This window comes from Spirosoma fluviale, assembly GCF_900230225.1.
Taxonomy (GTDB): Bacteria; Bacteroidota; Bacteroidia; order Cytophagales; family Spirosomataceae; genus Spirosoma; species Spirosoma fluviale.
The window spans coordinates 954,102-979,868 of the sequence record NZ_OCNH01000003.1 but is presented as its reverse complement, the minus strand read 5'-3'; the positions used below and the strand labels follow the sequence as shown (position 1 = coordinate 979,868).

The 25,767-nt window shown below is 50.7% G+C and carries 25 protein-coding genes; 12 read left to right on the top strand and 13 right to left on the bottom strand.

What is annotated here, in order from left to right; all coding sequences use genetic code 11:
* Positions 1-56: 56 nt before the first annotated feature.
* The gene (locus CRO74_RS20060; RefSeq protein ID WP_245877919.1) at positions 57-380 is read right to left on the bottom strand and encodes a carboxypeptidase-like regulatory domain-containing protein; all 324 of its coding nucleotides are present in this window, start codon (positions 378-380) and stop codon (positions 57-59) included.
* A gap of 323 nt (positions 381-703) precedes the next feature.
* Here CRO74_RS20060 and CRO74_RS20055 point away from each other — a divergent pair, with 323 nt between their 5' ends.
* On the top strand, positions 704-1,291 hold the full coding sequence (locus CRO74_RS20055) for a hypothetical protein (RefSeq protein WP_097128212.1): 588 nt from the start codon (positions 704-706) through the stop codon (positions 1,289-1,291).
* A 59-nt stretch (positions 1,292-1,350) separates the two neighbouring features.
* Here CRO74_RS20055 and CRO74_RS20050 read toward each other — a convergent pair whose 3' ends face one another.
* Genes CRO74_RS20050 through CRO74_RS20040 form a run of 3 tightly spaced genes read right to left on the bottom strand, consistent with a single transcriptional unit; the run spans position 1,351 to position 3,307 of the window.
* On the bottom strand, positions 1,351-2,034 hold the full coding sequence (locus tag CRO74_RS20050) for a DUF2490 domain-containing protein (RefSeq protein ID WP_097128210.1): 684 nt from the start codon (positions 2,032-2,034) through the stop codon (positions 1,351-1,353).
* Positions 2,034-2,603, bottom strand: coding sequence for a hypothetical protein (locus CRO74_RS20045; RefSeq protein ID WP_097128209.1), 570 nt, complete (start codon positions 2,601-2,603; stop codon positions 2,034-2,036). Before CRO74_RS20045 ends, CRO74_RS20050 begins: the two co-directional genes overlap by 1 nt.
* Positions 2,600-3,307, bottom strand: a complete 708-nt coding sequence (locus tag CRO74_RS20040; protein ID WP_097128207.1) for a TerC family protein — start codon at positions 3,305-3,307, stop codon at positions 2,600-2,602. The genes CRO74_RS20045 and CRO74_RS20040 overlap by 4 nt, the downstream gene beginning before the upstream one ends.
* Positions 3,308-3,803: 496 nt before the next feature.
* Between CRO74_RS20040 and CRO74_RS20035 the strand changes: the two genes are divergently transcribed.
* Both CRO74_RS20035 and CRO74_RS20030 read left to right on the top strand, forming a co-directional pair.
* A complete protein-coding gene (locus tag CRO74_RS20035; protein ID WP_097128205.1) occupies positions 3,804-4,625 on the top strand; it encodes an alpha/beta fold hydrolase in 822 nt (273 codons plus the stop codon).
* Between the two features lie 99 nt (positions 4,626-4,724).
* Positions 4,725-5,255 (top strand): GNAT family N-acetyltransferase, encoded by a 531-nt coding sequence (locus CRO74_RS20030; protein ID WP_097128708.1) that lies wholly within the window; start codon positions 4,725-4,727, stop codon positions 5,253-5,255.
* A gap of 120 nt (positions 5,256-5,375) precedes the next feature.
* Here CRO74_RS20030 and CRO74_RS20025 read toward each other — a convergent pair whose 3' ends face one another.
* On the bottom strand, positions 5,376-8,678 hold the full coding sequence (locus tag CRO74_RS20025) for a delta-60 repeat-containing protein (RefSeq protein WP_097128203.1): 3,303 nt from the start codon (positions 8,676-8,678) through the stop codon (positions 5,376-5,378).
* A gap of 22 nt (positions 8,679-8,700) precedes the next feature.
* Positions 8,701-9,063, bottom strand: a complete 363-nt coding sequence (locus tag CRO74_RS20020) for a hypothetical protein (RefSeq protein WP_097128202.1) — start codon at positions 9,061-9,063, stop codon at positions 8,701-8,703.
* Positions 9,064-9,369: 306 nt separating this feature from the next.
* Here CRO74_RS20020 and CRO74_RS20015 point away from each other — a divergent pair, with 306 nt between their 5' ends.
* Positions 9,370-11,424, top strand: a complete 2,055-nt coding sequence (locus CRO74_RS20015) for a PAS domain-containing sensor histidine kinase (RefSeq protein ID WP_097128200.1) — start codon at positions 9,370-9,372, stop codon at positions 11,422-11,424.
* 34 nt (positions 11,425-11,458) lie between these two features.
* On the opposite strand, the gene CRO74_RS20010 is transcribed toward CRO74_RS20015, so the two are convergent.
* On the bottom strand, positions 11,459-12,988 hold the full coding sequence (locus tag CRO74_RS20010) for an amidase (protein WP_097128199.1): 1,530 nt from the start codon (positions 12,986-12,988) through the stop codon (positions 11,459-11,461).
* 111 nt (positions 12,989-13,099) lie between these two features.
* Between CRO74_RS20010 and CRO74_RS20005 the strand changes: the two genes are divergently transcribed.
* Positions 13,100-14,026 (top strand): DUF389 domain-containing protein, encoded by a 927-nt coding sequence (locus tag CRO74_RS20005; protein WP_097128198.1) that lies wholly within the window; start codon positions 13,100-13,102, stop codon positions 14,024-14,026.
* A gap of 46 nt (positions 14,027-14,072) precedes the next feature.
* Here CRO74_RS20005 and CRO74_RS20000 read toward each other — a convergent pair whose 3' ends face one another.
* The 3 genes from CRO74_RS20000 to CRO74_RS19990 form a co-directional block, all read right to left on the bottom strand.
* The gene (locus CRO74_RS20000; RefSeq protein ID WP_097128197.1) at positions 14,073-15,167 is read right to left on the bottom strand and encodes a glycoside hydrolase family 130 protein; all 1,095 of its coding nucleotides are present in this window, start codon (positions 15,165-15,167) and stop codon (positions 14,073-14,075) included.
* A gap of 166 nt (positions 15,168-15,333) precedes the next feature.
* Positions 15,334-15,666, bottom strand: coding sequence for a nucleotidyltransferase domain-containing protein (locus CRO74_RS19995; RefSeq protein ID WP_097128196.1), 333 nt, complete (start codon positions 15,664-15,666; stop codon positions 15,334-15,336).
* Positions 15,663-17,249 carry a M61 family metallopeptidase gene (locus CRO74_RS19990; RefSeq protein ID WP_097128195.1) on the bottom strand — a complete coding sequence of 529 codons (1,587 nt, stop codon included), beginning with the start codon at positions 17,247-17,249 and terminating at the stop codon, positions 15,663-15,665. Before CRO74_RS19990 ends, CRO74_RS19995 begins: the two co-directional genes overlap by 4 nt.
* A gap of 143 nt (positions 17,250-17,392) precedes the next feature.
* On the opposite strand from CRO74_RS19990, the gene rpmH reads away from it, so the two are divergent.
* The 5 genes from rpmH (at position 17,393) to CRO74_RS19965 (ending at position 21,109) form a co-directional block, all read left to right on the top strand.
* Positions 17,393-17,560, top strand: coding sequence for a 50S ribosomal protein L34 (gene rpmH / locus CRO74_RS19985; protein WP_012928422.1), 168 nt, complete (start codon positions 17,393-17,395; stop codon positions 17,558-17,560).
* 88 nt (positions 17,561-17,648) lie between these two features.
* Positions 17,649-18,029 (top strand): ribonuclease P protein component, encoded by a 381-nt coding sequence (locus CRO74_RS19980; RefSeq protein WP_097128194.1) that lies wholly within the window; start codon positions 17,649-17,651, stop codon positions 18,027-18,029.
* 91 nt (positions 18,030-18,120) lie between these two features.
* The gene (locus tag CRO74_RS19975; protein WP_097128193.1) at positions 18,121-19,794 is read left to right on the top strand and encodes a S41 family peptidase; all 1,674 of its coding nucleotides are present in this window, start codon (positions 18,121-18,123) and stop codon (positions 19,792-19,794) included.
* A gap of 95 nt (positions 19,795-19,889) precedes the next feature.
* Positions 19,890-20,072 (top strand): hypothetical protein, encoded by a 183-nt coding sequence (locus CRO74_RS19970; protein WP_245877918.1) that lies wholly within the window; start codon positions 19,890-19,892, stop codon positions 20,070-20,072.
* A 23-nt stretch (positions 20,073-20,095) separates the two neighbouring features.
* Positions 20,096-21,109, top strand: a complete 1,014-nt coding sequence (locus tag CRO74_RS19965) for a zinc-binding alcohol dehydrogenase family protein (protein ID WP_097128192.1) — start codon at positions 20,096-20,098, stop codon at positions 21,107-21,109.
* 49 nt (positions 21,110-21,158) lie between these two features.
* On the opposite strand, the gene CRO74_RS19960 is transcribed toward CRO74_RS19965, so the two are convergent.
* Genes CRO74_RS19960 through CRO74_RS19950 form a run of 3 tightly spaced genes read right to left on the bottom strand, consistent with a single transcriptional unit; the run spans position 21,159 to position 23,881 of the window.
* Positions 21,159-21,743 (bottom strand): LutC/YkgG family protein, encoded by a 585-nt coding sequence (locus tag CRO74_RS19960; RefSeq protein WP_097128191.1) that lies wholly within the window; start codon positions 21,741-21,743, stop codon positions 21,159-21,161.
* A complete protein-coding gene (locus CRO74_RS19955) occupies positions 21,740-23,119 on the bottom strand; it encodes a lactate utilization protein B (protein ID WP_097128190.1) in 1,380 nt (459 codons plus the stop codon). Before CRO74_RS19955 ends, CRO74_RS19960 begins: the two co-directional genes overlap by 4 nt.
* A 24-nt stretch (positions 23,120-23,143) precedes the next feature.
* On the bottom strand, positions 23,144-23,881 hold the full coding sequence (locus CRO74_RS19950; protein ID WP_097128188.1) for a (Fe-S)-binding protein: 738 nt from the start codon (positions 23,879-23,881) through the stop codon (positions 23,144-23,146).
* Positions 23,882-24,304: 423 nt separating this feature from the next.
* Between CRO74_RS19950 and CRO74_RS19945 the strand changes: the two genes are divergently transcribed.
* Positions 24,305-24,850: a DNA topology modulation protein gene (locus tag CRO74_RS19945; RefSeq protein WP_097128186.1), complete on the top strand. Its 546-nt coding sequence runs from the start codon at positions 24,305-24,307 to the stop codon at positions 24,848-24,850.
* Positions 24,851-24,920: 70 nt separating this feature from the next.
* The gene (locus tag CRO74_RS19940; RefSeq protein WP_097128184.1) at positions 24,921-25,751 is read left to right on the top strand and encodes a phosphatase PAP2 family protein; all 831 of its coding nucleotides are present in this window, start codon (positions 24,921-24,923) and stop codon (positions 25,749-25,751) included.
* The last annotated feature ends 16 nt before the right edge of the window (positions 25,752-25,767 follow it).

The window sequence follows — 25,767 nt, the reverse complement described above, 5'->3', positions numbered from 1 at the left end:
CGCTTTCAGGGCATATTCATCATAAGCGGTCGTGAAAACAACCGGACAGCGTACCGCTACCCGGCCAAAAATATCGAAGCTCTGCCATAGCCCCGAAATGAGAAGATCAGCGTGTTTTCTTTCGAAGGCACACTGATCGAGTAGTTCCCGTCGGCATCCGTGGTCGTACCCACGGTGGTGCCTTTAATGCTGATATTGACGCCGGGCAGCGCCATCCGGTCTTCCTGCGCCGTCACTTTTCCTTTAATGATGATGGCCGCTTTTTTGTTGGTGGTAACGGGCAGATTCGTTCGCTTGTGGGCCTCACCCGTTATCAGCACCGACATGGCGACGACAAAAAGACACAGGAATCGTATTCTCTTCGGTAGCGATATTGTCATTGCGTTCTATCACTTTTCAGGTTGTAGTTGGACACCCGTTGCTGGTTAGTCGTTCATAAACGGGGAAGCCGCTCACGAACCGAATAGCCAATTCATCAACGAATGGGCATTAATTACCCAGAAGACAACCGAACCGACTGGCCGGGTCCCCCCTTCCAAAAAAATGATAAAAAAAGGCGTTACTCCGAAGGCAACTGCTGGTGTCGGTTCGCAGCTGCGATGTCGAACGGGTCTGCCCGCAGGCAGGGCATTTGCAAACGGCTTGTCTCTTTTAGCAATAGCTTCGTTTGACGTAACGTTTACTGATAAAAAAACTCGGTGGTATGAAACGGGCTATACATTGGACTGCCTTTCTCCTGAACATAGGGCTACTCATTTCCTTTTCGAAGGCACAGTCGGGATATCCCCCTCCCTGCAGTGCAGTCAAACAGGTTAAGCTGGATACCGATGAAACGAAGCGGCAACTCCTATCCAACTTCATCAGTAGTTGTGTGCGGAACAACTATTGGAACAACGACAAAGGAATTGTTCTGCTTAGCCAGTATCAAAACGAAGAAGGAAATTTATGCTGGTTGCTGTCACCCGCTATTGACGATCATTATAAGGATAATCCACCCAGCCAGTTTGCCTCGTTCCAAGGAGATATTATCCTGGTTTTTGACGCCGATTCACGAAGGACCATCAAAACGGCAACCAGCGACAAAAACGCGCTGAACCAGTGTCTGGAACAGATTATCGGCGACCGTGTCTACCCGCGTTCCACACTAAAAACGCGCTGGACGGATAATGTTATGCCATTTACGAACCGTAAGATGAGTGGGGGAGTCAGACGGATCTCAGGAGGAAACGGAGGAAGCCTGATCATAATTTTCAAGCCTGATGGCAGTTATCAGACATTGTCCCCTGTCTAGGTTTCACCATGAAGTTGTTCTTTGCAGTCTGATCAGGCTTCGGGCAAGCAGGTAGCTCTCTAGATATTGATAAACCAGCTAACAGTTGCCCAGTATTGGTGCGCCTGACTGGACTGGTCAAACTCATTCACCCGGTACTCAGCACCCAACTCAATTTTATTGCCATTAAGAGCATTGTAACCCACCGCAAATGAAGCGCGAATTTCCAAATCGGTTCGGTTGGGTGCCCAAATCCCCAGATACTCATTGTTAAACCTTAGGTACATTTCGTTAGGGTCAACCCGTTGGCCGTTCAGGGCTTTTTCCAGACTAAGCCGGTACCTAAGTCTAACTTCTACGGGTTCGTCCGGTCGGAATGTCTCGTCGAGAACAAGCCGGTGCGCAACGGTAATCAAGCCAAGATCGTTGACCAGATTTGCTTGCTGGATCAGCCGATGGATGAGTTGATTGTCTTCGAGCCGGATCAAATACCCGCCACCCAGGGTTGAGTTAAGGGACGATTTTTTCGTAAGCACCAGGGCCAGATCGGTTCGCTCATACCGAAACCGGTTGCTGGTCGACTCGTTTGGCCCGCGTTCAGCAAATAGCTGACGGGATTCGAGCTTTGTGTTGAGCCTGAACTTCTTCGGCAGCGAAAAATTAATGTTTAGCTGAGGGAGCGTACCCGCTACGTACCGGTCCTGAGCGACGGCCGCCAGGGTGATAAAAAGCAGCATAAACGTAACAAAGAAACCTTTACCCATCAGTAAATCAGGTTATTCGTGTTACGCTGTACCAACTGGTGAATGCTGACGATCGCTCCGTTCTGTTCACACAGCACTTCGTAATAGTTGGCGGAACGATTCTTTCGGGCTTTCAGAATCAACTCGTACCGGATTTGAACGGAGGAGGGCAGCTTGTCGGTCAGAATGGCCGTTTTTAGGTCATCCTGGCTGGCGGTCCATTGCAACTGCGTTTTCACCACGGAGAACCGATCAAACTTCTGGTTCAATCCCTCGCTCAGTGTTTTCCGGGTCTGGGCAGGAATTTGGTTAAAACGGCGCTGTATTTCAACGTCCTGAATCTTGCCCGACAGGTCAAATTCGATACTGTATCGCTTTCCTCCCGACTTCAGTTTGGCCTCGATGGTCGTTCCCGTTAAGCTTTCTTCGCCATACCAGTGAATGGTTGTCTGGTTGAATACCTCGTTGATAAAGCGGGCGGCTTTTTGTGGAACGGCCCCGGACTTAATCCTGTATTCTCGTTCATACTTTTGTTGCCCAAAACAGGGTAAAACCAGGAATGTAAAGGCAAGGGCTAAAATAGTCTTCATTCTGTTTTTGCTGGGCGTACGGTTTTTAACTGAATGAAGTCCACCAGAAAAGCAAAGGCCATGGAGAAATAGATATAGCCTTTGGGAATAGCAAAATGAAGCCCTTCGGCCACCAGCGACATACCGATGATGAGCAGGAAACACAGCGCTAAAATTTTGAACGAGGGGTGTTTGCTGATAAACGAAGCGATCGGTTTGGAAGCCACGAGCATAACCCCTACCGTAACGACAACAGCCGTATACATGACCCAAAGCTGATCGACCATGCCAACAGCGGTGATGATCGAGTCGACAGAAAAGACCATATCCAGAATGAGCACCTGAATCAACAGGTCCCGGAAGGTTGATTTGGTGGTGTCGGGTGCGTTGGCGTCGTTGCCCACTTCGGCCTTGTGGTAAATTTCTTTGGTGCTTTTATACAGCAAGAAAAGCCCTCCTGCCAGTAGAATCAGGTCTTTACCACTAAAATCAATCGTCCCGATGGTAAACAGGGTTTGATCCAGTTGCAGAATCCAGGATAAGACTGCCAGCAGGGCCAGCCTCATGACCATGGCCAGGCCCAGTCCCCAGTAGCGCAACCGGTCGCGCTGCTCAACCGGCAGTTTGTCGGCCAGTATGGAAATGAAAATAATGTTGTCGATGCCCAGAATTACCTCCAGGGCAATGAGCGTAATTAATGGAACCAGATTGTCCGCAAAACTCATAAATTTTTGATGCGATCAGCTACGAAATTGCTTTTATTGACGATTAACTAAGTTTGCGCCACCAACCCTGCTCCGGGTTACAACGGAATCGGCTCGTCAAAACACCTATTCTGTTTTGCGGCCTCCCTATGATAGCCCACTGAATTTGAATGACTTACAAAAATAATTAAAATTATATTGGCACGATTTTAATCTTATTTTAATCTATAAAGAGATCGTTACTCAAATTGTTTGAAGAAACTATCAGCCTCATATACAAAAACAGGTATAGCCAGCCTGCATGATGCCCGTATTTTTACTATTGGGTTAGCCCTGGGAGTCAACCAGCTGATAGACAGTAATTGTAGACTGGTTCGGGGCGGTTAGAATCTCCTCTTTTTACTGTAATCCCGTCCATTTATACCGCGCTCTCCGGCCCTTCCCGCCGTAGGTTTGTTCTGGCAAAATCAATGACCTATCTCTTTCAATTTAGTATCAATACTTAACGCCAACTAACATGAGCAAGATCACAGTAAGTGACGGTACCGAGATTTACTACAAAGACTGGGGAACAGGCCAGCCAATCGTTTTTCATCACGGATGGCCGCTCTCGAGCGACGATTGGGATACGCAACTGATGTTTTTTGTAGAAAAAGGATTTCGCGTGATTGCCCATGACCGACGAGGGCATGGCCGGTCATCCCAAACCTCCGAAGGGCATGACATGGATACCTATGTGGCCGATGTGGCGGAGCTTACCCAGTTCCTCGATTTAAAGGATGCGATCCACATTGGCCACTCAACCGGGGGCGGTGAAGTGATTCGGTACGTAGCCAAACATGGCCAGGGCCGGGTAGCCAAGGCGGTGCTGATCAGTGCCGTAACCCCGCTCATGGTCCAGACCGAAACCAATCCGGACGGTATTCCAATGTCGGTATTCGATGAAATACGCGAAGGTACGGCTACTCACCGGCCCCAGTATTTTCAGGACTTTACCCTTCCATTTTATGGTTATAATCGGGAAGGCGCCAATGTATCGCAGGGCATTCGGGATAACTGGTGGCGGCAGGGCATGATGGGGAGCATAAAAGCCCATCATGATGGCATCAAAGCCTTTTCGGAGACCGACTTTACGGAAGACCTCAAAAGTGTGGATGTGCCCGTACTGGTTCTGCACGGCGAAGACGACCAGATCGTACCCTTTGCAATTGCCGGAGCCAAGGCGGTAAAGTTGTTAAAACACGGTAAGCTGATTTCATACCCAGGCTTTCCGCACGGCATGCCCACCACCGAAGCAGCAACCATTAACGCTGATCTGCTGGCCTTTATCAATTCCTGATGACAGGTTATTGCCAATTGGACTAGCCATTTTAACAAAACCGGACTACAATCGTAGTCCGGTTTTATCAGTAAGTTTGCCCATTACCAAACGATGGCAATGAAGCAAATACAAATACACCAGGTTTATACTGAAGACTTTAAAGCGGTGCAACTAATCGGACGGGAAACCTTTTTTGAAACCTTCGCGCCCAGCAATACAGAGACAGATATGAAAAAATATCTGGAAGAGAACTTTAGTGACGAAAAGGTAAAATCAGAGTTAAGTAATCCGCATTCGTTATTCTTCGTTGCCTGGGAAGGCGAGAAGGCTATCGGCTATTTAAAAGTGAATCTTGGCAAAGCACAGACCGAGCTACAGGATGAAACCTCCCTCGAAATAGAACGCATCTATGTGAAAAGTGCGTATCATGGCAAAAAAGTTGGCCAGCTCCTTTACGAAAAAGCCCTGGAGATAGCGCAACGTCAGGAAAAATCATCTCTCTGGCTAGGCGTATGGGAAGCGAATCCCAAAGCAATAAAATTCTACGAAAAGAATGGTTTTGTTGCCTTTGACAAACACATTTTCAAAATGGGGGACGATGAACAGATAGACGTGATGATGAGAAAATCACTTGATTATCAGCCCTGAAAAACAATCAGGCAAGGGGAAGATCCCTGCTAAATAGAGTCTTCCCCTTGCCTGATTGACCTCTCCAACAGCCGCTTAAGACGACGAGTATTGATGCGTACTAACCAGCCGATGGACCGATTATTCCGCTAGCTTAAGCAGCTTAACCGTTACTTTCTTTGATCCGTCGATTACCGTAAGTACGTAGGCACCCGGCGCATAGGTATGCCCCAACTGCATCGTTCCGTTGGCCGGTACGTTATCCAGAACCTGCATCATCCGTCCCTGAAGATCAGACACCCGCATGGTCAGGACACTGGCCATAGCCCGTTTGGTGAGTACGGTAAAATAGCTCGACGATGGGTTCGGCATGACCTTCACCATCAATCCATCGACGCCTTCACCCTCTTCCAGTACGCTTAGTTCGTCGGCTCCTACCCGGCCCGAGTTATTTTTGGGTACGGTTACCTGCGTCGTTTGCACCGTCTTGTTACCCGACGCATCCGTAGCCGTTAGGGTGATGGTATAGATTCGCCCGTTTCCGTTACCGGCCCGCTCGGCCCTGATTTTCAGATGATTGGCGTCAACAATCTGCCAGTCTTCGGGAGTATCGTCGTCGGCTCCGGTTTGGGGTTCATTACTGGATACCGATACCACGGCAGTTGCTTTGCAGTTATCCAGCACGTTGTACGTAAGCGTCACATCCACCATCTTGTGATTGGCTGGCCATAGGTTGTTCGGACTAACCGAAAGACCCGTTATGGTGGGTGCCTGCCGATCAACAACGGTTACGGTAAAGGAACAGGTTTTGGAAGGCTCACTAGCCTGCGTATACGTGACAACTGTAGCGCCTATACCGAACGTTTTACCGCTGGCACTCCCTACATTACTACCCTTTGTAGCACCCGATAAGATGTATTTAGTTTGTGAACTAGCCCCTATGGGATCGATGTCTTTTACAACGGCTCCACAAATACCCTGATCGGCCAGCACTGTTTTACTGGCTGGACACGATACACTTACGTTCGTTTCGAGTTTATAAGCAGACACTACCCCTTCGCTCATAGCCCCAAGTCCAAAGCCATTAAAAAAGGATGACTGCCGATAGCCAACCGCGTAAAGCCGATTTCCTCTTGTGCTCAGTGCCTGCAGGTAATAAGATGTGCTGTTATCGGCGGAGGGAGTGCTCCCGGTAAAGCCGGTATCCAGCGAGCCATCCGGATTATAGCGGGCCAGCGCAAAGGTCTGTCGGTAGGTAGCGGGGTCTGTTGTATTTCCTCCCACAATAAACTTCCCGTCGTCCTGGCCCACCATAGCCGTTATATACGTCGTCGCTCCGTTCGGAAACGGACTTAGTCGCTTACCGTTCTGACCGAAACTGTTATCCAGTGTTCCATCCAGCTTATAGCGGGCCATTGCCACCTGAGTATCGTTGCCCTGGTACCCGGCAACTAAGATTCGGTCGCTCTGAACCCAGATGAACTTAGCAAAAACCGTTGATCCGGGCCCAAAATCCGTAGTGACAATACCCGTATCGCCAAAACCCGTATCGAGTGAACCATCCGCATTATAACGGGCCAGCAGAAATCCGAGGGTGCTGGTTTGCAAATTGTAGCTGGTGCCTGCCAGAAGAAGTTTATCGCCCTGGAGCGCCAGGGCGCCGGTAGTTATCCCAGCGTCGCCAAAGTTGGTTGTCTGTATGCCATCACTGCTAAACGTGTTATCCAGCGAGCCATTCGCATTATAACGGGTTAGTGTGATGCTCATGCCTGTTTCATAATTATAAGAGTAACCAGCCACCACAATTTTATCGCCCTGACTGATGACGAGCTGCCCGAAATCATTGGACGCAGGCCCTAAATCGGTCAGTTGTTTGCCATCGTCACTAAATGTGTTGTCCGGCGTACCGTCGGCATTGTAGCGGGCCACGGCAAAATCCGTGTTGTTGTTGTTGTCCGAGTTGTAGGAATAACCCGCCAGCACAATCTTGTTTCCCTGAAGCATAACGGCATTCGCTGTGGATTGAGAACCCGGTCCGAAATCGGTCGTTTGTATGCCATCGTCACTGAATGTCCTGTCCAGGGTACCATCCGTATTATAGCGGACCACAACGAAGACATCGCTCAGGGAGCCGGGCAGGTTCATAAATGTATACCCTGCGGCTACGACTTTGCCATCGGGCTGAACAACGGAGCTGGTAAAATAGGTGCGGGCATAGGGGAAAAAACTGATGAGCTTCCCATCGTCACTCAGGCTGGTATCGAGCGAGCCGTTGGCGTTATACCGCACCAGCGCCACATCATAAGCGCTCGATTGCGCGAAGGTGTAGACGTATCCTGCTACCAGAAGTTTGTCGCCCTGAAGTGCAACCGATTCGGGACTGACGAAATCAACACCGTCGAAACGGGTCGTTACTTTACCGTTATTCCCAAAACTGGTATCCAGCGAGCCGTCGCTATTGTATCGTACAACCCCCAGGCCGTTGTTCGTGTTGCCCGTCAGCACAAACTTATCGCCCTGGATCGTAATTAACCGCGCCGACTCATTAAACTGATCACCCATATCCGTTGTGAGCACCCCGGATGTACCAAAAGTTGTGTCCAGCGTACCATCCGAGTTGTAACGAACCACTGCAAAATCGTTGGCCACTCCGCCCGGCACCAAAATTTTGTTTCCCAGAATGGCTACCGACTGAGCGGGCGAAAATGACAGATTATCATACGTGACCTTCCCATCCTGACTGAAGCTGGTGTCCGGCGAACCATCTGTATTATAACGGGCAAGAGCCAGATACCCATTGCTGGTACCGGCAACCAGAATTTTATCGCCCTGTACAACAAGTGCAGAACCATTATCTCTGGTAAACTGGCCAAAATCGGTCGTTTGCAGGCCATCTTCACTGAAGCTGGTATCCGGCGATCCATCGGTGTTGTAGCGAAGCACCGCAAAATCGCCCTCGCTGAACGAGGTACGGCTGGCAGCCACAACGATTTTATCGCCCTGAATAGTAACAGATCGCAAAGCGATCGAAGACGAAGGAACGGTCTGGATACCATCACTGCTGAATGAATTGTCCAGCGTACCGTTTGTTGTATAGCGAATAACAGACGAGGATGTTACGACAATAACTTTACCGTCGTTCTGCATAATCGCATCAAGCCCCAAACCGTCGACCGCAACCGAATACCCGTTCAGGCCATAGGACGAATCGATGGCACCGTTGGCCAGATACTTCGCTACAGCAACGGCGCTGTTGATCCGCGTAACAACATACATTCCGCTGGTCAGAGGTAATACTTTTACAGCCTGCTCCTGCAAAATATTAATCGGAAGAGCAGTCGTTTGCGTACCGTTTTTTCCGAAAGAAGGGTCGAGGGTTCCACTTTGACCCTTTACATTTCCAATTAAACTTCCTAAAAAAAATAAAAGGTAAATCTTTTTCATGCGAGTTGGTAGATAGAGCTGATTACTGTTGGCTTTTTATCTGTAGCGTCTGAGCGACACTGGTGGGTAGTGGTTTGGCAAAGATGTCGGTCCCGGATTTCCCGGTCTGCACTTGTTCGATCTGCCACTTGGCTACTTTATAGACGTCTTCTTTTCGTCGCAGGCCCACGGGTGCCATCGAGAACGGATTATGCAGTTGATGCGCAACAACCGCTTTGCCTTTCAGTATACTGTACCCGTACGACCCCTCTCTGGACGGCATCAACCGGATGGTGTACCCCTGGTAATCGAGTTTATCTTTCGCTGGATTTACAGGTTCGTACTGCTGGGCCAAGACCGTAAAGGATAAGCCAAGAGCGTAAATTAAAAAGACGATTTTTTTCATAAAAACTTAATTAACGGGTTAGCGAAAGAATGATATTCTATTCCTATAAGCTTACAATAAAATTGTATTCACTTGATAATGAACAAAGACTACTAAATACAGAGCTATAGTAGAGTAAATTTGCATGAATTTATTGAAATAAGTATTTATATAAAATTAGCCTGACAGAAACGATTATTACCGATGAGGCTACGATTTCTCTACCCGATCACTACACTACCCTTTAGACTATTATTGATTTATGGTTCGATAAACCTTACATTATCACATGAGGTTAACTGACAATATCTTTTTGCAAGTACTCCAATGACCAAGGAGCAAAAAACTGTTTACCCCGATAGCAAAGCTGAATATGAGCGATTGTCTTTTGCGCTGCAGGCCGCAGAGATTGGCACCTGGCATTTTGACCCTGTTAACCAACTGGTAACCTGGGACGACTACACTAAAAAGCTATTCGGGGCAACCGGGGATGGCTTTATACCATTCGATCAGGTAGTAGAGCACATTCACCCGGGCGACCAAAGTCAAGTAGTCGAGGCCGTCCGATGGAGTTTGAATTCGGTATCTAACGGCCATTTTAGAGTCGACTTTCGGGTAGTGGACGCTGGCAGCGATCACCTGCGCTGGTTACGCTGTGAGGGCAGGGCGTTCCTCGATGAACAGGGCAGAGCCTATCGATTTTCGGGTATGGCCCAAAACATTACGGAGATCGTCCACATACAGGATCAGTTTAAAACGTCGGAGCGACTGGCTAAACTAGCCCTCGAAGGGAGCAATACGGGCTGGTTCAGCGTACGGCTGGCAGACGACCACCTGGATTATTCTCCGTTACTGGCCAAAATCATGACCGGGACAGATAGCACACTGCTCAGCCGTGCTTTTTTTATCGAACACTTACATCCGGAAGATCTGGCTATCCGCGATGCGGCTTATCAGGTGGCCTTAAAAACCGGGAAGCTACAGTATGAAGCCCGTTTCATTTGGGCTGATGGCAGCATCCACTGGGTTCGGGTGCTGGGTACGTATTATTACGATACCGCCGAAAAACCGTCTATTTTCTACGGCACCGCCCGGGAAATTACCGACGAGATAACGGCTCAGCTGCAGCTTAAAGTCCGGGAAGCCTCCCTCCGGGGCGCTATCGAGCTGGCCGAACTGGCTACCTGGAGCATGGATATTGACACAGGCGTTTTCACTTATTCGGAACGGTTCATGCATTGGCTTGGCTTTTCCAGTGCCACCAAGCAAATCGACGAAGCATTCAACCCGCTGCCCAATGATGTCAAACAGTCCGTTACGACTGCCATTGCCGCTGCTATCAAGCCCGGCTCATCCGGTTTTTACCAGAATGAACACCCAATCATTAACCGGCTCACGGGTCAGGTACGAATCATCCACGCACAGGGGCAGGTGTTCTATGACCTCGATGGCAAACCTGCCGTTCTGAGTGGAACAGCCCAGGATGTAACCGCTCAGCGAAATATACAATTGGCTCTGGAGAAACAAGTCGAGGAACGCACCGAAGAACTAAAATCGGCGAACGAAGAACTGGCGACCATTAATGAAGAATTAGCAGCAACCAATGAAGAACTGGCAGCGTCCAACGAAGAGTTGATCGAATCAAATCAGCTGCTTAGCCGCTCAAACGAAAATCTGGAAAAGTTCGCTTATGTTGCCAGCCACGATTTACAGGAACCGCTGCGTAAAATCCAACAGTTCAGTGATTTATTACGGATTCAGTACGGCAACACCTCATCCAAAGAAGAATTAGCATACCTGGAGCGCATACAGACGGCAGCCCGACGGATGTCTACGCTGATTCGCGATTTACTCAGTTTTTCCCGCATCTCTACCCGAACGGAAACCATAAAGCAGGTATCCCTCGACCGGATTATCAACCTCGTTCTAACTAATTTGGAGCTACTTATTCAGGAAACAGCTGCGGTCATTCAGATTGACCCAATGCCAACTGTAGTTGGCGACCCAACCCAACTGGAACAGCTTTTCCAAAACCTGCTGCATAACGCGCTTAAGTTTCGTCGACCCGATGTATCACCCCAGATTCAGGTAACAGCCGATACGGTTCAGGCCGTTGACTTACCGCTAAAAATTAAACCCACCCGCTCAGCCCGGACATATCACCGCATCGACGTGTCTGACAATGGAATTGGTTTTGATGAAAAATACCTCGACCGGATCTTCCAGGTCTTCCAGCGATTACACAGCCAGAGTGAATTTGCGGGAACGGGTATCGGGTTGGCGATCTGCGAAAAAGTAGTGCTCAATCATGGGGGATTTATTACAGCAACGAGCCAGGCTAACAAAGGCACCACCTTCCATATTTACCTTCCCGTAGCTTAAAACGGCGTTTGATCTATCCGTCTCAAAACAAAACTCATAAACTCGGGCGCTTGTCGAACCAGGGTTTTGCCTGCTCCAGCTGACCCGCTAACCGGAATAGGGTTGCTTCGTCGCCCAGTTTGGCGGCAAACATCACCCCGATGGGCAGGTCGTCTGCCGACCAATGCAGCGGCACCGACATCGACGGCTGGCCGGTCATGTTTGTCACGACCGTGTAGGAGATGTAGCCCAGCAGCCGTTCGGCCAGATCGTTTATCGTTTTGCTGCCTTTCAGGTATTTCAGGCCACCGAAGGAATCCACCAGTTTCATGAGACGCTGCTCCGCCAGTGAGTTTTGAAAGGCACCAATGGCAATGGGCGGCTGTGGTAAGGTAGGCGTCAGAAACAGGTCATACGTTGCGTGTAGCTGCCCCATACTTCGGTTGAGAGTGTTCCAGCGCCGTTTCTGGAAAGCCACATCAGCCGATGAGAACCCCTCGGCAAGCCGGGCCTGTGCCCAGGTATTGAGTTCTACATCCCCGCGCCGGGCAGCACGGCCCAGATAAGCCTCCAGTTCCCGAAGTGTTGCCCCGGTTTCGCTGAGTACGGGCACAAAAAAACCTTCGGTAATGATGCTTTTCTCGTACGGTAAGGGCACTTCTTCCAGCGAGTGCCCCAGGCTTTCGAGCAGGCGGGCGGCCTCCTGCACGGCTTTGATACATTCAGGATCAATAACTTGCCCGGGCATCAATGCCTGCGTCGAGAACGCGATTCGTAGCTTACCCGGCTCCCGGCCAACTTCTTCACTGTAAGGGCGCTCGGGTGGCGCAATGCCATACGGCTCACCCGGCAATGACCGATACGTCGGACCACCCGCAATAACATCCAGCAGGCGGGCACTGTCACGAACGCTGCGGGTGAGCGAATGGCCCGTTACCGCCCCGTTCCACAACTCGCCGAAACCCGGCCCCAGTGTAATCCGACCACGGGAAGGCTTTAGCCCAAAAAGGCCGCAGCAGGAAGCCGGAATTCGGATCGAACCGCCCCCATCCGAACCCGATGCAGCGGGTACGATACCAGCCGCCACCGCTGCTGCCGACCCGCCACTCGAACCACCCGGCGAGTGCGTCAGTTTCCAGGGGTTATGAGCCGGGCCGTAAAGCGTCGACTCCGTATACGGCGTCAGACCGAATTCAGGGGTATTGGTTTTGCCGAAAAAGACGAGCCCGGCCGCTTTAAAGCGCTTCACCGTTTCGCTGTCGGTTGGGGAAACGTAATTTTTGTAGCCTGCGGAACCCGATTTCAGCGGTGTTCCGGCCCACTCCAGCTCCAAATCTTTCAGCAGAAAAGGCACACCACGAAAGGCACCATTCTCCGGCAGTTGATTCGCCATGTCGCGACCCTTATCGAACAGGGGCGTCACGATGGCGTTTAGCTGCGGATTGACTGCTTCGGCCCGCGCAATGGCCGTTTCCAGCAGTTCGGCGGGCGTAACGTCGCCGTTACTTACCAGTTCAGCCAGCGATGTGGCATCGTGTTTAACGTATTCCTCGAAAGACAGGGTTTGTGGGCGTGACGTTTGCATAGATAAGCCGGGGGTTTTGCGAAATATACTACTCTTTCGGACGCTATAGTCAGAACCCCGTAACAAACATTTAGGAAACACCTTCGGTTAGATTGTTACATCCCCTGTCCTATGCATCGTTCGTTTCAGATTCAACTATCTACCGATAAAACAGCCGCTGTATTAACCCACCTGCTTGCCATTGAGGAGGTAATAGGCGTCGCCTTTTATCCCGGCAGTTCCCATAAACCGGTAGGCGACGCTATATCGGTACAATTGCTCAATACTGGGTCCGACAAAGTACTACGGGCACTGGCCGAATGTTGTGGCGACTCGCCCTATATGGTTAGCACGGCGCTGACGGAAAGCATCATCGAGCCCAATCAAGCCCAGAAACTGGAGAACGATGCCGACGAGGCTATCTGGGAAGAAATAGAAACCGGGATGCGCCATCAGGGTCGTATCACCTCCAATTTTATGATACTGATGGGATTGGGCGGCATCATGGCAACCATTGGCATTGTCTCGGAGCCAACGCGTCAGATCATGCCATTTGTGGCAGCCGCCATTATTGCTCCCGGTTTCGAACCGATTGCCGGTATGGCCTTAGCGGTAGTGCTACGTCGCTGGCTGGTATTAGCACGAGCCTTCAAGTCGACCCTCGTTGGCTACTCCATCCTGATTGCAGCATCGACACTGACATTCCTGTTTTTACAATTTCTGGGCGAAACCAATGCCAGCCAGTTTGCAGCCAGCGAAGAAGTTCACCATTTGGCACACCCCTCCCCTGCCGACACCTTGCTTTCCATTTGCGGCACACTGGCCGGAGCCATCATTTTATCGTCCTTTCGCAAGAGCGTCATAGCTGGTGCATTGATCGCTATGGTCATTATCAATGCAGCCGCCATGATCGGGATAGGCCTGGCGTGTGGCCGCTACGATCTGGCTGCAGAAGGTTTGCAACGCTTCGGCTTCGATATACTGCTGATCCTGTTGTCCTGCGGTCTGGTGTTCTGGGGAAAGCAGCAACTCTTTCATCACCGCCGACCTGTGGCTTAAATGAGGTTGATGGCGCGAGGCTCCGGCCTCGCGCCATCAACCTCATTTACTGTTTCGCTACGGCTACACCAATTTTCGAGTCAGCCGTGCCGTAATACAAAAACCACTTACCCCGAAAGGGCACCATACCCTCCAGAAAACATACCTGATTCACCTGTCCCAGCATTTCGTAAGGCTGGTCGGGCTTAATAAAGTAGTTCTCTGACCGGTCGAGTAATTTGGCGGGGTCGTTGGCGTCGAACAGGAGTTGGCCGCCGGCATAAGCACCTTCGGCCAGGTTTTTATCCCCGTTTTTGGCGTCGTTCATACCGTTGTAGATCAGCAGGATACCGTTGGGCGTCAGCATGGCAAACGGGCCGGGCTCAATCAGCCGCACGTCGTGCTTCCCTTTCCGCGACTCAGCCGCTACAATGGGTTGCCCCGCAGCGGTTTCGAGGGGTGTCCAGTGCAGCAGATCATCCGACGTAGCCACCCGAAGCTGCGGTTGGTCGCCCCAGTACATCCAGTATTTTCCGTTGATTTTCTGCGCAACCAGTCGGCTACCGATTCGTTTGCAGACAATAGCGCCCGATTTCGACCAGCTATTCCGGTACTTTCCGTTCTCGGCATCGCCAAAAATCAATCCTTGTTTATTCCACTTCATCAGGTCCCGCGAGGTGGCTACGCAGAGCCGGGCCTTGTCGCCGTCGTAGGAAGTATAGGTCATCACATACACACCGTTGGGGCTTTCCACCACTCGTGGGTCTTCGCAACCACCCTCCCATTCATATACCTTCATGGGGTCATTGTCGGGGTAAAAAACCGGCTTGGGCATCCGTTTGAAATGAATACCATCGGTGCTCACGGCCAGCCCCAACCTCGACGTGCCGCCCACAACCCGAACGGTATCTTCGGCCCGGTAGAGCATATACACTTTATTGCCCCGCACCACCGTGGCCGGGTTATACACGTCTTTCTCTTCCCAACGTACCAGCTTTTGCCGGATTGGGCAGTAAAATTCTGTTGTGGCTTTGGCGCTTAAAATGGGGTTGAATGCATTCTCCTTATAAAAGGGGCCAAGCATCCAGGGTTTCTCGGGTCTAGCCTGCGCCAGAAGCAGACTCGGGAGTAGCAGGAAAAGAAAAGGCAAACGTTTTAGCATGAAGGTACTCGATAAAGTTTTTTTAGTAAAGCAGGAAAGTAAGTGAAGATACTAGGCTGGTGCAAGGCATGGGCCATGCGCCAGCTCAATCTGTAATCGTTTTCCCATGTAAGTAAGCCTCTGTATGAAGCAGGAATCCTCCCCATAAGGACTCTAACTTCTTCTTTCATAGCTGCCTGCCTTCGCGCCGAATGTTGCGATAAAACAAAAAATCATTCGATGTATACGTTTCTTCGGTGGTTGGCATGAACGAAATTAATCGACCATATTTATCGAAAAGACGCAGGACAACATCCGTTGTCCTTTCTATTTCCTGCAGTCTCTTCAGCTCACGGTCTTTCAAAACAACCATGAAATCTACGTCTGATTCGGGCTGAAAGTCACCACGGGCATAGGAGCCATATAAAATGACTTTTGCCAGTCGTTCACCGTACAATTCCTGCATCGCCTGCTTAAACTCGGCAGTTAATGCATCCAGGTTTATTGCTACATCTTTCATTTCGCAACTACATTTTTGCCCAGTTTTCCCTCGGGTACGGGATGCACATGACCTTCTGAAACGGGCTCTTCAACCATGGACTGACCAAACCACCGCGCTCTTTGCCGACGGCCTTCTTTACTGTCGATTTCCAGCAAGCGAATGCCGCCCGGTTGGTCGGGAGTAGGTTCTTCATAGGCGATCAGCAGGCCAACCCACGCCAGATACTTATTCAGCAGGGGTTCAAGCGGCTGATTGCCAAAGATACATACCGCATAATACCAGTCAAGGGACTCGCCTGCAATGGCTTCGGTTACGGCGCGGTAATCGTCCAGCGTATAGCCAACGAACGGTTTGCCGAAACGCTGCCACATTACCCGCATCACATCGTCCAGCGAGCGGGTGTGGTCGGTTAGCTGGCGAATGTGCAGATCGAGAATCAGGGCTGCAATAGCTCCTTTGTGGTAAACCGACACTTTCCGGTCGGGGACGCCCTTTTCGTAACCATCGAGCCACAAATCCCAGGACGATTCGGTAAGGGACTGGAACGCCCGCCCGTTATTCTCGAAATGGCGCTTCATTAACACCTGTAACTCTTTTAGATACGCTTCGTCGGTAAATACGCCCGATTGCCGAAGCATCAAATCCCCGTAATAGGTCGTTACGCCCTCCGCCACAAAACAGGTCGTAAAATAATTCTCCTTCGTAAAATCGTACGGAAGCAGTTCGGTGGGGCGGATGCGGATAATGTTCCAGGTATGGAACAATTCGTGCGACGAGACGCCCAGCAAATCCTGGTACAGTCCCTCTCCCTCATCGTTTGGCCCGAGTGTGAGCACCGTTGAGTTGCGGTGTTCAACGCCATGATAACACGGAACGGGCAGAATGAGCGTCAGAAAATGGTAATCCTTCTCGGGAAACTCGCCGTAGAGTTCAATCTGCTTCTCCGAAAAACGCCGGAAATCGGTCACAATCCGGTCGGCATCGAAAGTCGGATTTCCATCCGTCCGCCGACCGCCCTGAATCCAGACGTGAAAAGCCGTATCGCCAACGGTATAGGGAATATCCTGAATGACCGGGGCGGCTATGAGCGGACAATCGACCAGTTCGTAAAAGTCGGTGGCCAGCAGCGTACGTATATTGGGTTGTTCGGACGGGGCTTGAGTCAGGCCACAGGCAACGGTCCAGCTGTCGGGAATGGCCAGTTCCAGCGTACAGGGCTCCGAGATGCGCCCTTCAGCATACAGGCATAGGTTTACCGGGTTAACGTACAGCAGCGTCTCGCTGATAAAGCTGCTCCCGGCATTAAGCTGGTTGGGCGTTGGCAGGAGCGCGTAATAGGTATACCGAACGGTAAGTTCGTTCACGCCATCCGTCTGTACCCGCCAGCGGTCTTTGGTAATTTTTCGGAAAAGCAGTGGTTTACCGGCTTTGTCGACAATTTCTAACCGCTGGATATTTTTCGCAAACTGCTGTAATTCATAGCGTCCCGGACGCCAGGCGGGCAACTGAAGCTCAACGTTTGGTGTTGAAATATCGGTTAGATGAGCGTCAACGGCAATATAATGGGGATGAACGGGGTCAGCAGACAGACGATAGCGCATACGGGTAATGACAAGATAAGTCGTACAAAAGTAACTATCAGTCAGTCAAATCGTTTTTCTGAAATCAGGTTTGGAAAAACTCAGGCATTCTCCTATCTTTGCGGACTCATTTGGAAAAATAAAGGTTTTAGGGATTATATATCATGAAAAGAACGTACCAACCATCGAACCGGAAGCGTAAAAACAAACACGGCTTCCGCGAGCGGATGGCTACTGCCAATGGCCGTCAGGTTTTGGCTCGCCGTCGTGCCAAAGGCCGCCACAAGTTGACTGTCTCTGACGAGAAAAAAGGCGACCGCTTTAAAATTTAGTGACTAGTCATTAGTGGCTGGTGATTCGTCGCTGTTCTCAGCAGGCTTTGTTTCTGGCTACTAATCACTACTGACTAACCACTGATTCATGCCGCAAACCTTCCTGAAATCCGAACGTCTTTGCAGCAAAAAGATTCTTGGTGAATTATTTAAAAAAGGTAGTACTTCCGTGCGGACGTTCTACCTTTTTCCGTTTCGGGTGCTCTATATTCCCCAGCCCGAACCGGGTCCGGACAGCGAGCCGCTTCTGCCCGCCATTGTCATTACCGTTCCCAAACGCATGTTCAAACGCGCCGTCGACCGCAACCAGATCAAGCGACGCGTCCGGGAAGCCTACCGCCTGAACAAGGCACTTTTCAGACCAGCCAGCGCGCCACCCGCTACCATTGCCTTTCTTTATACCGCCAAACAAATAATTTCGTTTGAAGAGATAGAAAAAGGTATGAAATTAGCTTTACAGAAAATGTAGAATGGAAAATGTAGAATGAAGAACATGACCAGTAAATTCTTCAGAATTCATTAGACATTCTTCATTAGACATTCTTCATTCAAAAGTTCCTATGCGCTTCTCTAAACGACTTACCCTGTTAGCCTCCTCGGTTCTTGTAGCGGGGGGTATTGGCTTCTTTTCGTTTAAAACCGACGACCGGTTTTTCGAGATAGCCCGCAACCTGGACATTTACGCCACGCTGTTCAAGGAACTCAATCTCTATTACGTAGATGAGGTGAACCCGAACCGCATGGTCAAAACCAGCATCGACGCCATGCTGAAAGCCCTCGACCCGTACACAAACTTCTTCGCCGAAGACGAAATTGAGGACTACATGACCATGACCACCGGCCGCTACAACGGCATTGGGGCGCTCATTGGGCAACGGCAGGGTAAAAGCATTGTGCTGATGGTGTATGAAGGCACCCCCGCCGAAAAATCGGGGCTTCAAATCGGCGACGAAGTACTTAAAGTAGACGGTGTCGATCTGAAAAGCCGTAAAGACCGCGATGGCGGACCACTCGATCCCGGCAAACTGCTGAAAGGGCAGAACAACACGGCCGTGAAACTGACCGTTAGTCGGTACGGACAAAAAGCCCCACTCGACCTCAGCGTGATCCGGGATGTGGTTAAAATGACCAATGTGCCATACTACGGCATGGTGTCGGACGAAGTCGGGTACATCGACCTCAAAGATTTTACGGCCACGGCTTCGCGCGAAGTACGGACCGCCTATCAGGAACTAAAGGGTAAAGGGATGAAAAAACTCATCCTCGACGTTCGTGAAAATCCCGGTGGACTACTCAATATGGCCATCGACATCTCGAATATTTTCATCCCGAAAGATTCGGAAGTAGTGACGACCAAAGGGAAAGTGACGGAGTGGAACAAGACCTACACCGCCATGAACCCACCCCTCGACCTCGATATACCCATCGTTGTGTTGACGAACAGCCACAGCGCATCGGCCGCCGAGATCGTATCGGGGGTTATTCAGGATTACGACCGGGGCGTATTGATCGGGCAGCGGACCTATGGAAAAGGACTGGTGCAGACCACACGTGAATTGTCGTTCAATACGAAGTTGAAAATCACAACGGCCAAATACTATATTCCCAGCGGCCGGTGCATTCAGGCCATCGACTACAGCCACCGCAATGCAGACGGCAGTGTTGGCAAGATTCCGGACTCGCTGAAAACCGCGTTCAAGACCAAGGCGGGCCGGGTGGTGTACGACGGAGGTGGCGTATTGCCCGATATTGTCGTGGAAGCACAGACGCCCTCGCCGGTTGCGTTGAGCCTGACTAATAAAGGCCTGATTTTCGACTATGCCGTCAAATACCGTCACGAGCACGCGAGCATTAAACCCGCCCGCGAATTCCGCCTGACCGATGCCGAATACAGTGAGTTCACGAAGTGGCTCGGCGATAAAGAATACGACTATACGACGCAGGTAGAGAAAGACCTCGGTACCCTCGAAGCATCGGCCCGGAAAGAAAAATACTTCGACCAGATTCAGAACCAGTTGAAATCGTTGAAAACTAAAATGTCGCACAGCAAAGATGCCGACCTGAACACCTTCAAGCCTGAGTTAAAAACGCTGGTGGAACAGGAAATTGCGGGTCATTATTACCTGCAAAAGGGTCTGAAAGAAGCGTCGTTCGCTACTGATCCCGAAATGAAAGCAGCCCTTGATCTGTTCAAAGACATGCCCCGATACGGCACGATTTTGAAAGGCAAATAGTAAACTGCTTAAACCGGATACTAGAAACGCCAGCTCAGATGAGTTGGCGTTTCTAGTATCCGGGGGTTGATGCATTGACCAAAATGGAGAATAGGTTGCCCACACGACCAGGCATCTCTCTTGGCGACGCACTTTTCCGACTGGTCGATGCGCTGGAGCCACCACTTCGCTTACTTTTGGGGAAAATTGGCTACCCAACCGTCAAAGCCGTTTATGAACAACGGCTGGCAACCTGGGAAGCCTGGAACGAAGTGAGCACAGCCGCACACGGCCAATAAGAAGGCATTAACGTAAACCAGATATGAAAGCAGTAGGATTCAAGACATCACTCCCCATCTCAGAAGCCACGAGTTTTATTGACGTCGACATCGACAAACCCGCTCCGGGTCCTCATGACTTGCTGGTAAAGGTGAACGCCATATCGGTCAATCCGGTGGATTTTAAGATCCGGCAGAACTCGGCGAAGGATACGGTGCTGGAACAGGCCAAAATCATTGGCTGGGATGCATCGGGCGTGGTAGAAGCCGTCGGCAGTGAGGTCACGCTGTTCAAAGTGGGCGACGCGGTGTACTACGCCGGCGATATTACCAAATCGGGCAGCAACGCCGAATACCAGGTCATTGACGAGCGGATCGTGGGCCGGAAGCCAACCAGCTTATCGGATGAAGCCGCAGCCGCCATTCCGCTGACTGCCCTGACCGCCTGGGAGATTTTCTTTGACCGGATGCGGCTCTCGCCTGAACGTGACCGGAACAAGACCCTGCTCATCATCGGTGGGGCCGGGGGCGTGGGGTCCATTGCTATTCAACTGGCAAAAAAACTGCTAGGTCTGCACGTCATCGCCACCGCATCGCGCCCCGAAACGGTTGAGTGGTGCCAGAAAATGGGTGCCGATCTGGTCGTCAATCACCGTAATCTCGTCGACGAAGTGCGGAACGCCGGTTTTCAGTACGTCGACTACATTGTCGACTTTGTGGACACCAACGCTTATTGGGATACCCTGGCCGAGCTCATCAAACCCCAGGGACACATTGCCTCCATTACCGGTAGTGCGGCACCTGTTGTGCTGAACAAGCTCAAAAGCAAAAGCGTCACTTTTTCGTGGGAATTGATGTTCACCCGCTCTACCTTCCAGACCGACGATATGATTGAACAGCACCACATTCTGAACCGAGTGGCCGACCTGCTGGACGAAGGGGTGCTGGAAACGACGCTTACGCAAACCCTGCATGGCCTGTCGGCCGATACGCTGAAACAAGCCCACGCGCAGCTTGAGTCGGGCACAACGATTGGAAAACTGGTGATTTCGCTCTGATTGATGTAGTAAAGCTGACAACGGGTAAATCCGTCGTTGATGGTGTATATCAGGGAAGTATATACACCATCAACGACCGGGCACCGTGGGCACCAATCACCAGGCTCTGCTCTATATCGGCGGTTTTCGACGGGCCGCAAATGAACGTACCGAAGCCCGTTTCATCGACTTTCAACAGTTTGTAGGCATCGTGCATGTTGGGCACAATGGTCGACTGCCGGATGATAATCACCAGATATTGCGTAATCATGGGCGCTACCCGTTGGGGCAGCTGGCGCTCATCGACCCAGATAGCCGCATTCTCAGCTACGGCCAGCGGCCCTTCGATAATAGCTAGATTGAGCCCCGACAACTCGTGCGGGTCACTGACATTCATGGTCACATCGGCGAGGTCGGCCAGTTCATCGCATGTTGTCGCCACGCTTGTCATATTTGGAAACTGCGTCTGCAACGAAGCCCGGATAGCGGCAAAGTCCGGCACGATAAGGGCAGCTCCACCCACAAACGTGAGTATGTCAATAAACTGCTGCGTCAGGTCGGGGTAAACCGACGTAAACGTAAACTGAGCGGGAATGGGCCGCATGGCAGGCTGATTCGCCTTGATACTGGCCAGCATCTGGTCGCGGGTGGTCATGCTTTTTTGTGGTTAACGTACCAGTCGTGGAAACTTTCGGCAGGAGGCTCAGGCATTTCGCGCTGGTTATACCACGGATTAAGGCCGTTCTCAACGGTAATCGGAGCGAATCGCAGTACCCCCCGCCCTACTTTACCCGCCATCCGGTACAAACGGGGCGATTCCAGCACCGTTGCCATTGCCTTCATGGCAACGGTCTTACTACCCGGACCATACCCTTCCCGCATCAGCACCTGCCGCCACTTGTAGAGCTGGTCGTGAATATCGATCTTAACCGGACACACGTTGGAACATGAGCCACAAAGTGTTGAAGCAAACGGCAGATCGGCGTTCTTCTTCATATCCAGATTCGGTGCCAGAATGGACCCGATGGGGCCAGCAACGGCACTGTGGTAGCTGAAACCACCCGACCGTCGGTAAACGGGACACGTATTTAAACAGGCCGCACACCGGATGCACTTGAGTGAATTTCGGAAATCGGGTCGCCCCAGTTGGCGGCTGCGGCCATTATCGACAATAACGATGTGCATCTCCTGCCCCGGCCTTGGCCGGTGGAAATGGCTAGAGAACGTCGTGATGGGCTGTCCGGTTGCGGAGCGGGCCAGCAGCCGCAGGAAAACGCCTAAGTGTTCAGCGCGGGGAATGATCTTTTCGAAACCCATTGCCGCAATGTGTACATCGGCCAGGTGGGCGCCCATATCGGCATTGCCTTCGTTGGTACAGACCACAAACCCGCCGGTTTCGGCAATGGCGAAGTTAACACCCGTAAGAGCCACTTTGCGCGTCAGAAAGGTTTCGCGCAGGTGTTGCCGGGCGGCTTCGGTCAGGTATTGCGGATCGGTGGCACCTTTGTCGGTGCCCAGGTGCTCGTGGAAGGTCTCCCCTACTTCGGCCTTGGTCAGGTGAATGGCGGGCAGCACAATGTGGGACGGTGGTTCATTACGCATCTGCACGATTCGTTCGCCCAAGTCACTGTCAATCACCTCAATACCGTTATCGATCAGGTATTTGTTCAGGTGGCATTCTTCGGTCAGCATCGACTTCGACTTGACCATTCGGGTAGCACCCGCCTGTTTTATGATGTCGAGGACGATGGCATTGTGTTCGTCGCCATCGGCCGCCCAGTGAATCTTGATGCCATTGCGGATGGCGTTTTCTTCAAACTGGATCAGCAGATCGTGCATGTTGGACAGCACATGGTTTTTTATCTGCGAAGCTGCTTCCCGCAGTTGCTCCCACTCGGGTATCTGAGCAACGGCCCGGTCGCGTTTGGTGCGTACGAACCAGAGGGTTTCGTCGTGCCAATCGACTTTCGCTTCGTTCTTATTGAACTCAACGGCTGCGTCGGCGTGGTCTAAAATAAGTTGCTTGTTCATTGAGTATTGTTGATTGAGCTGTTTCTATAACGTAGCCGTTAAAATCTCAGCAATGTGTTTGACTTTCACGGCGGAGTTTGCCCGTTTCAAAATGCCTTCCATGTGCATCAGGCAGGACACGTCGACACCGGTGATGTAATTAACGCCGTGGCGCAGGTGATCGGCCACGCGATCTTTACCCATTTTTACTGAAACGGCTTCTTCGGTCACGCAGAACGTACCGCCAAATCCGCAGCATTCATCGCGCCGGTCGAGCTGGATCAGCTCAATGCCATTGACCAGATTGAGCAACTGCACCGGCTTCGAAAAAGGTGGCGAAACCACTAGTTCCGACATCTGGGCCAAATGCAGTCCACGCTGGCCGTGGCAACTCTGGTGTAACCCAACTTTATACGGAAAAGTGGCGTCTAATGCCGTCACGTTCAGCACATCCGTCAGAAACTCCGTCAGTTCGTAAATCCGGGAGCGGATGCCGGTTGCGGCCTCTTCGTTGGTCGAATGAAGGTGGTGTTTTATGTGCAGCGTACAACTTCCCGATGGGGAAACGATGTAATCAAAGTCAGCAAAATTACGGACGAAATTCTCGTTACAGCCTCCCGTCAGATGCTCAAACCCGGAGTTGGCCATCGGCTGCCCGCAACAGGTTTGCTGGAGTGGATACGCTACTTCGCAGCCTACTTTTTCCAACAACTTCAGCGTAGCAATAGCCACGTTGGGATAAAATTGATCAATATAACAAGGAATAAACAGGCCAACTTTCATGTGCTATTCAGACTAGGCAATTTCCCTGCGTAGAGCGGGCAAACAGGGGCGACTTCTTACGACAAATGTAGAGAGTACAAATTTACATCCTTCCTGTACTTTCCTAGTCTAAAGACAAGTCTAAAGAATCAATACTGTGTCAATTAACAGGCTTTTCCTGCAATACTGGTAAATTGATGGGTTAAACAGGCGAGTGTGGCGTCTGGTGCTTATATTACCATTTTAGCAGCTATCTCGTTGAACCTCCACTGCTGTATTCTGGCTGATTAAGTAGCACAGAAATCCATCTACAGAAGTCAAAATGAATAACAAGTATAACCGATGCCCAGCCGCATTTATATAGGGGTACAACAAGGATACGCCGACGAAATGTCGGTTTCTGATAAAGAATTCTAAAACAGTATGTAAAGGAGGATTGAGGGAATGAGAAAGATCGTTATTGTCGGTTGTGGAGGTGCAGGCAAATCCACATTGGCCCGGCAGCTTGGCGAAGTACTTCACTTGCCTGTTATTCATCTTGATGCCCAGTTCTGGAAACCGGGCTGGAAAATGATTTCCAAAGCAGAAGAAGTTGTGGTGTTAAACCAACTGACGAATCAGTCCAGCTGGATCATCGACGGAAATTACAACGCGACCATGAGTCTGCGTTTTCAAGCTGCTGACACCATTATTTTTCTGGATTTTCCCGTTTTGCTTTGCCTTCGGCGCGTAATCAAACGGTTTATCACCTACCGGGGCAAAAGCCGCCCCGATATGAGCCCCGGTTGCCCGGAAAAAGTGGACTGGCGTTTTCTGGGCTGGATTTTAACTTACAAATACATTAATCGACCGCAGGTACTGAAGCGAATCAACGAACACCACGATAACCGTACCGTTCTGATCTTCAAACAGCCCAGGCAGTTAAAAACATTTTTAAAGAGTCTGCCGCAAACGAGTCGGGCACGCGTTCTCGATCAGGCTGGCCAGTAACCTGGTGCAGGGGAAATACGAAACAGACTATCATCTTTGCAGAAGAACACTTACTCAATGTATTCTGCTTATGAAATTGCTCAGTATACTCGTCTTCTGGCTGGTATGTCTAACGAACGTATTTGGCCAGACTGATACCACAACTCAAAAAATCTATAACGTAAACTTACCCTACGAAGGGGGCGGCTCGCTGGTCTTTATCGGCGTATCGGCGCTGGGCTTCAAACAACTGGATCGTGTGGCTGCCTTCGATCAGGCCGACGTTGTTCATCTTGACCCGAACTCTGTCAATGCCTTCGACCGGTCGGTTATCTTCAATAATCCAGCGAACTATGACCGGGCTCAAAAAAGGTCAGACCTTTTTCTGAATGTATCCATCCTTAGTCCACTGCTGTTGATGGCTGACAAGCGAATCCGGAAGGACTGGCTTGATCTGCTAACTCTGTACGTCGTGACGCATGCCGTCGATAACGCGATCTATTTTGCCTCGGCCTATTCCGTTCGGCGGGCCAGACCGTTTACCTACAACCCTGATGTGCCGCTGGAAACAAAAGTCGGGGTTGCCAAAAGTAACTCCTTCTACAGCGGTCATGTGTCGTTCAGTTCGACAGCCACGTTTTTTCTGGCCAAGGTTTTCACGGATTACCACCGTATCAAAGGCTGGAAACGGGTCGGCATTTTTACATTGGTAAGTGTCCCACCGGCGCTGGTTGCCTATAACCGAATGGAAGCGGGTAAACATTTTAAGACCGATGTCATGCTCGGATTTGCGGTTGGGGCCGCTTCGGGCATCCTCATTCCTGAACTTCATAAACGTATAAAAAAATCGAAAGCGGTAGCTCTGGAGCCTTTCTTTTCAGCATCCGGCCAGAAAGGATTAACACTTAATTATCATTTTTAAATCTTTCCTTCCTTTT